General features: G+C 68.8%; 7 protein-coding genes. 3 read left to right on the plus strand and 4 right to left on the minus strand.

Annotated features, from left to right (window positions below; all coding sequences use genetic code 11):
• The first annotated feature begins 1 nt into the window (after window position 1).
• Window positions 2-736 (plus strand): NAD-dependent epimerase/dehydratase family protein, encoded by a 735-nt coding sequence (locus B0F77_RS00990; protein ID WP_086660815.1) that lies wholly within the window; start codon window positions 2-4, stop codon window positions 734-736.
• 54 nt (window positions 737-790) lie between these two features.
• Here B0F77_RS00990 and B0F77_RS00995 read toward each other — a convergent pair whose 3' ends face one another.
• Both B0F77_RS00995 and pruA read right to left on the minus strand, forming a co-directional pair.
• Window positions 791-1291, minus strand: a complete 501-nt coding sequence (locus tag B0F77_RS00995; protein ID WP_086660816.1) for an RICIN domain-containing protein — start codon at window positions 1289-1291, stop codon at window positions 791-793.
• 124 nt (window positions 1292-1415) lie between these two features.
• Entirely contained in the window at window positions 1416-3044 is a 1629-nt protein-coding gene (gene pruA, locus B0F77_RS01000; RefSeq protein ID WP_086660817.1) for an L-glutamate gamma-semialdehyde dehydrogenase, read from the minus strand.
• Between the two features lie 36 nt (window positions 3045-3080).
• Between pruA and B0F77_RS01005 the strand changes: the two genes are divergently transcribed.
• Window positions 3081-3467: a VOC family protein gene (locus tag B0F77_RS01005; protein WP_169730867.1), complete on the plus strand. Its 387-nt coding sequence runs from the start codon at window positions 3081-3083 to the stop codon at window positions 3465-3467.
• A complete protein-coding gene (locus tag B0F77_RS01010) occupies window positions 3467-4318 on the plus strand; it encodes a GNAT family N-acetyltransferase (protein WP_086660984.1) in 852 nt (283 codons plus the stop codon). Before B0F77_RS01005 ends, B0F77_RS01010 begins: the two co-directional genes overlap by 1 nt.
• Window positions 4319-4466: 148 nt before the next feature.
• Here the strand turns inward: B0F77_RS01010 and B0F77_RS01015 are convergent, their stop codons facing one another.
• Both B0F77_RS01015 and B0F77_RS01020 read right to left on the minus strand, forming a co-directional pair.
• Entirely contained in the window at window positions 4467-4958 is a 492-nt protein-coding gene (locus B0F77_RS01015) for a DUF6912 family protein (protein ID WP_086660818.1), read from the minus strand.
• Window positions 4958-6349, minus strand: coding sequence for a WS/DGAT/MGAT family O-acyltransferase (locus B0F77_RS01020; RefSeq protein WP_086660819.1), 1392 nt, complete (start codon window positions 6347-6349; stop codon window positions 4958-4960). The genes B0F77_RS01015 and B0F77_RS01020 overlap by 1 nt, the downstream gene beginning before the upstream one ends.
• Window positions 6350-6420: the final 71 nt, after the last annotated feature.

Raw genomic sequence — 6420 nt, forward strand, 5'->3', positions numbered from 1 at the left:
CATGAACGTGTTCGTGATCGGTGCGACGGGTGTGCTCGGACGGGAAGCGGTGCCGCTGCTGCGGGCGGCCGGACACGAGGTCGGGGTGCTGGACCGGCGGACGACCTCGATGTTCGACGCCGGGCAGCTCGCCACCGCGCTGACCGGCTACGACGCCGTCATCAACCTCGCCACCCGCATCCCGCTCAGCGCCAGGGCCGTCCTGGCCAGCGCGTGGGCGGAGAACGACCGCATCCGCGCCGAGGGCAGTGCCGCGCTGGTCGAGGCCGCGACGAAGGCCGGTGTGGCGCGGATCGTGCAGGAGGGCATCTCGTTCGTCTACGCGGACGGCGGTGACCGGGAGCTCGACGAGAGCGCGCCGCTCAAGCCCGTCGGTCACATCGCGAGCTCGGTCACGGCGCAGCACAACGTCCTGGCGCATCCCGGCGGGACGTTCCTGCGCATCGGGTTGTTGAGCGGCGGCGAGGCGCAGTCGCCGCCGGTGCTCATCGGCGACGGCTGGATGTCGGTCGTGCACCCCGGTGACGCGGCGGCAGCGGCCGTCGCGGTGCTGGACGCGCCTCCCGGGATCTACAACGTCGGGACGCCGGTCTTGAAGCGGGACGTGGGAATCACGCGGCTGCCGGCCTTCCTGGGCAGGTTCGTCGCGTCGTTCGAGGTGTTCTCGCGGTCGCAGCGGGTGGTGAGCACGAAGCTCATCGAGACCACCGGCTGGAAACCCCGGACTTCCTCGTGAACGACCGGGATCCGGCCGCGGAAACAATTCCGCGGCCGGATACCAGGAAATCAGTTACGAGGTGTGCCACTTCTGGTCACGGCCGTTGACGCAGTCCCACAGCGTCACCGACGCGCCCTGCCACCAGTTCGCAGCAGGAATGGTCAGGCACTTGTTGTTGATGCGGTTGCGGAGTTCACCACCGTTCCAGTACCAGCGCTGCGCGTTCCAGTCGCCGTTGCAGTCGAACATGTTCAGCATGGCGCCGTTGTCACCGTTGCCGAACGCCACGTCCAGGCACTTCCCGCTGACGTCGCTCTTCAGGTTCCCGCCGGACCAGCTCCACCTCTGCGCGGACGAGCCGGTGCAGTCCAGCATCATCACGCCGGCGCCGTTGCCCGTGTTGCCCTGGGCGACGGTCAGACATCGGTTGTTCATGTCGGCCGGGATGAGGAATCCGACCGCCTGAGCCTGTTCCTGCGCGGGCGCGGCGGATGCCGACGTCGTGGCCACGATGGCGCTCAGCCCGAACAACCCGGCAATGGCCGCCATCACGATTCGCCTGGTTTTGCGCATGATTTTCCTCCAACACGATCTGGTGGGTGACTCGTGTTCGAGGATTTCGAAGTAGCGATTTCCACGCCAGTCTGTGATCCACTCAACGGACCGGCGACCCGTTGTTTTCAGCTGGAGCAAATAGCTAACCCATGTGCGGGTACTTGTGATCGGTCGGCGGTACCAGGGTTTCCTTGATGGCGCGCGGACTGGTCCAGCGCTGCAGGTTGTAGATCGAGCCCGCCTTGTCGTTGGTGCCGGAACCGCGCGAGCCGCCGAACGGCTGTTGCCCGACCACGGCGCCCGTCGGCTTGTCGTTGACGTAGAAGTTGCCCGCCGCGAACCGCAGGGCTTTGTGCGCCTGTTCGACGGCCACGCGGTCGCGCGCGAAGACGGCGCCGGTCAACGCGTACGGGGTGGAGGTGTCGATGGTCTCCATGATCTTCGGGAAGTCCGCGTCCTCGTAGACGTGCACGGCGAGGATCGGGCCGAAGTACTCGGTGGTGAAGATGTCGTGGTGCGGGTCGGTGCCGAGCAGCACGGTCGGGTCGACGAAGTAGCCCACCGAGTCGTCACACGAGCCGCCGGCCAGCACTTCGACCGAAGTGGACGCGGACGCCATCAGCAGTGCTTCCTCGTGCTTGGCGAACGCTCGATGGTCGATCACGGCGCCACCGAACGCCGACAGGTCCGTGACATCGCCGTAGGACAACGACTTCGTGACGTCGAGCAGACGTTCGCGAACCCCGCCGTCCCACAACGAACGCGCGACGTACGCGCGTGAGGCGGCACTGCACTTCTGGCCCTGGTACTCGAAAGCACCGCGGACGAGACCGGTGACGAGCGCGTTGGGGTCGGCGGAGGCGTGGGCCAGCACGAAGTCCTTGCCGCCGGTCTCGCCGACGACACGCGGGTAACCGCGGTAGTTGTCGAGGTTGCCCGCCATGGTCTGCCACAGCGCCTTGAAAGTGCGCGTGGAGCCGGTGAAGTGCAGACCGGCGAAGAACCTGTCCCGCAACGCCACCTGGCTCACCGCGTGGCCGTCGCCGGTGACGAGGTTGATCACGCCTGGCGGCAGCCCGGCCTCTTCGAGCAGCCGCATGGTGAAGTGCGCGGCCAGCTGCTGTGTCGGCGACGGCTTCCACAGCACGGTGTTGCCCATCAACGCGGGCGCCAGCGGCAGGTTGCCGGCGATGGCGGTGAAGTTGAACGGCGTGATCGCCACGACGAACCCGTCCAGCGGCCGGTGGTCCATCCGGTTCCACACGCCCTGGGACGAGACCGGCTGCTCTTCGAGGATCCGCCGGCCGAAGTGGACGTTGAACCGGAGAAAGTCGATCAGCTCGCACGCCGCGTCGATCTCGGCCTGCTGAACGGACTTCGACTGCCCGAGGATCGTGGCGGCGTTGAGCGTGTCGCGCCACGGCCCGGCGAGCAGGTCGGCCGCCCGCAGCAGCACCGCGGCCCGTTCGTCGAAGGGCAGCTCCTGCCAGCCTGGCGCGGCGTGCTGGGCCGCGCGCATGGCGTCCGCGACGTCCGAGTTGGTGGCCTGCGCCGTCACCCCGAGCACGTGCCGGTGATCGTGTGGCTGCACCACGTCGATGCGGTCGCCGCCGCCCATGCGCTGCTGACCGCCGATGGTCATCGTCAACTCGTGGGTGGTTCCCTCGAGTTCCGCGATGCGTTGCTGGAGACTCGCGCGTTCGGCGCTACCAGGAGCGTATGTGTGCACGGGCTCGTTGACCGGTTCGGGTGCAGACGTTACGGCGTCCATTCCCCCATCGTGGCACGCGGTAGTAGGGTCCGTCGGGTGGCGCGGGTGACTGGCATCGGCGGGGTTTTCCTGCGTTCCCGAGATCCCGCGCGCCTGGCCGCCTGGTACCGCGACAATCTCGGCGTGCCGATGAGCGAAAAGGGCGCTGTCACCTTCCACTGGCTCGACACCGCGACCTCCGATCGGCCGGGCACGACGACGATGGCGTTGTTCGCTCAGGACACGGAGTACATCGGCGAACCCCACCAGCGCACCATGCTGAACCTGCGCGTCGACGACCTGCCGTCGTTGATGGCGAAGCTGCGGGCGCGCGGGGTCGAGGTGCTGCCGGACACCGAGGACTCGGAGTTCGGGCGGTTCGGGTGGTGCGTCGATCCGGAGGGGAACCGGATCGAGCTCTGGGAGCCCGCGGAAGGCATGTGATGCTGGGAACTCCGGATGTCACCGGGTTGGACGAAGCCGTGCGCGTGCTGCGGGAGTGGCAGCACGACGGCTCGCCTTTCCAGCTGCATCCGGGAGATGTCGGCTGGTTCTGCCGGTTCGGTGCCGAAGCGACGGCCGCGGCCGTGCGGACCTGGCGCCGGAACGGGCGGACGCTCGCCGTCGGACTGCTGGACGGCCCGAACCTGTTGCGGTTCACGATCGCGCCGGATGCCCGCCACGACGAGGAACTCGCCCGGCAGCTGGTCGAGGACATCACGGACCCCGAGCGCGGCGTGCTGCCCGCGGGGACGGTCTACGTCGAATCTCCCAGAGGCACGCGGTTTCAGGAGCTGATGTTCGAACGGGGATGGCAGTCCGACGAGCCGTGGACGCCGCTGCGCCTCGACCTCGCGGAGCCGGTGCCGGATCCCGGCGTGCGGATCGAGGTGATCGGGCCGGAGCGGGCGCACCTGCACGCCGCGGTGATCCGGGCGTCGTTCGAGAAGTCGACGTTCATCGACGAACGCTGGCACGCGATGGCCACCGGATCGCCGTACGCCGACGCCCGGTGCCTGGTCGCGTTCGAGGGCGACGACGCGGCCGCGGCGGTGACGGTGTGGTCAGCCGGTCCTGGCAGGCCCGGACTGCTCGAACCGATGGGAGTGCACAGGGACCACCGCGGTCGCGGGTACGGCAAGGCGATCACCATCGCCGCCGCTCGCGCTTTGCGGGAGCTCGGCTCGTCGAGCGCACTCGTCTGCACGCCGAGCTCGAACGTGGGCGCCGTCGCGACCTACCGGGCAGCCGGTTTCACGCAGCTGCCCGAGGTCTTCGACCAGCGTCGCGACTAGGGGTGCCCATCCACTCACAGGTACCCCATCAGCCCCATTTTTGTGCACGCGGGGAGCTTTCGTTCTCTCCGAGCGCACGAAGGGTCCCCGCGTGCCCACCGGCAACAGGGGCGGGACGGGGTGTTGTGCGGGGCCTTTGATGCGGGGGCTAGAGGAGTTCGAGCACGAACGCGAGTTCCTGTGCCGCGTACCAGGCCAGTTCGTGGTCCTCCGCGCTGCCCAGCGCGAACTCCGCGTCCGGATCGCCCAGGTCCGCGGCGTCCACGACGTCCGCGGCCGCGCGCACGTCCTCCTCCGCCTCGGCCGTGTCGAGGTGCACGGACGCGACGTCCTTGAGCGTGAACGTGCCGGCGACCTTCACCACCGAGAAGTCGAGGTCCGGACGCAGCGTCACGTCGTCCATGTCGACGGCGATCACCGCGCGGCGCGGTTCGGCCTTCTCGTCGCCCGCCAGCAGCCGCAGGGACGCCCGTGCGGCGTCCAGCATCGCGGCGTACTCCAGCTCTTCGGTGTCACCGGCCGCGTAGGACTCGCGCAGCGCCGGGGTCAGCGCGAAGGCCGTGCCTCCGATCGGGGTCAGTTCGCCGCTGTCCACGAACGTGCGCAGCATCGGCACGGTGGCCGGGATGTAGACCCTCATCAGGCGCTCGCCGTCCCCATCAGTTCCTCCACCGACTCCTCGACCATGGTCGCGAGAACGTCCACATCGGACATGGCGTCGCGGTCGCCGTTCAGCCCGAAGTAAACACCGCCGTCGTACGACGTCACCCCGATGGCCAGCGCCTGGTTCTTGGCGAGCGGGACGACCGGGAAGATCTCGGTCATTCTCGCCCCTGCCGCGTACAAAGGCACCTGCGGGCCGGGAACGTTCGTGACAATCACGTTGAACAGGCGGCGCGAGAACGACGACGCGGCGCGCGCGCCCAGTGCGTGCAGCGTGGGCGGTGCGAAGCCGGAGACCTTCACCAGTGCGTCGGCGGCGACGGACTGGCCGGATTCCTTGTGCGCGCGCATCGCGTGGCTCACGTGATGCAGCCGCACGACCGGGTTCGGTTCGCCGACCGGGAGGTCCACCAGGTACGCGCTGACGTTGTTGCCGGAGTCCGGGTCGGCGTCGCGCACGCTCAGCGGTGCCATCGCCCGGATCGTGGTGCTGCCGGTGACGTTCTCGCCACGGCTGAGCAGCCAGTTCCTCATCGCGCCGCTCAACGCGGCGAGCACCACGTCGTTGACCGTGCCGCCGTGGGTCTTGCGGATGGCGCGCAGGTCGTCGAGCTGGGCGCGCGCGACGGCGAACCGGCGCTGGGGCGAGGTGATGCGGACGTTCAGTGGTGTGCCGGGCGCGGGCGTCGCGGCGGTGCGGACGGCCGAGGCGAGCACGCCGAACGCGTTGAAGACCTTCTCGACCGTGTTGACGGTGTCGAGTGCGGCGCTGCGGACGTTCTCCACGAGCTCGCCGGGACGCTGCACGATGTCGGTGACGGCGTCGGCCACGAGCTGCAGCGAACTGGGCTCCGGCTGCGGCATCCAGAGGTTCTCGACGTTCGTCCGCGGCGACGGTGACACGTCCAGCATGACCTGGCCGATCTCCAGCGACCCGATGCCGTCGATCATGGCCTGGTGGGTCTTGGTGATGACCGCGGACTGGTTCTTGTCGAGGCCCTCGACCAGGTAGATCTCCCACAGCGGGCGGGAGTGGTCCAGCGGTCGCGACATCAGCCGCGCGATCAGGTCGTGCAGCTGCGTCTGGTTGCCCGGCTTGGGCAGGGCGCTGCGGCGCACGTGGTAGGTGACGTCGAAGTCCGGGTCGTCGACCCAGACCGGGCGCGCGATGCGGCCGGGGACGTGCACGACCTTCTGCCGGTAGCGCGGCACGAGGCTGAGGCGTTGCTCGATGAGGTCGACGAGCTTGTCGTAGTCGAAGCCGGCCTTGGGCCGGCGGAACACGGCGACGCCGCCGACGTGCATCGGCGTCGTGGAGTCCTCCAGGTACAGGAACGAGGCGTCCAGCGCTGACAGTCGGTCCGGCATGCCGCCCAGCCTAGTGGCGCGTCCCGGAAAGGTGGCGTTTTGTCGGGTCCGGAGGGACGGACTTCCGCGAC

Source organism: Lentzea kentuckyensis (assembly GCF_002150765.1).
GTDB lineage: Bacteria > Actinomycetota > Actinomycetes > Mycobacteriales > Pseudonocardiaceae > Lentzea > Lentzea kentuckyensis.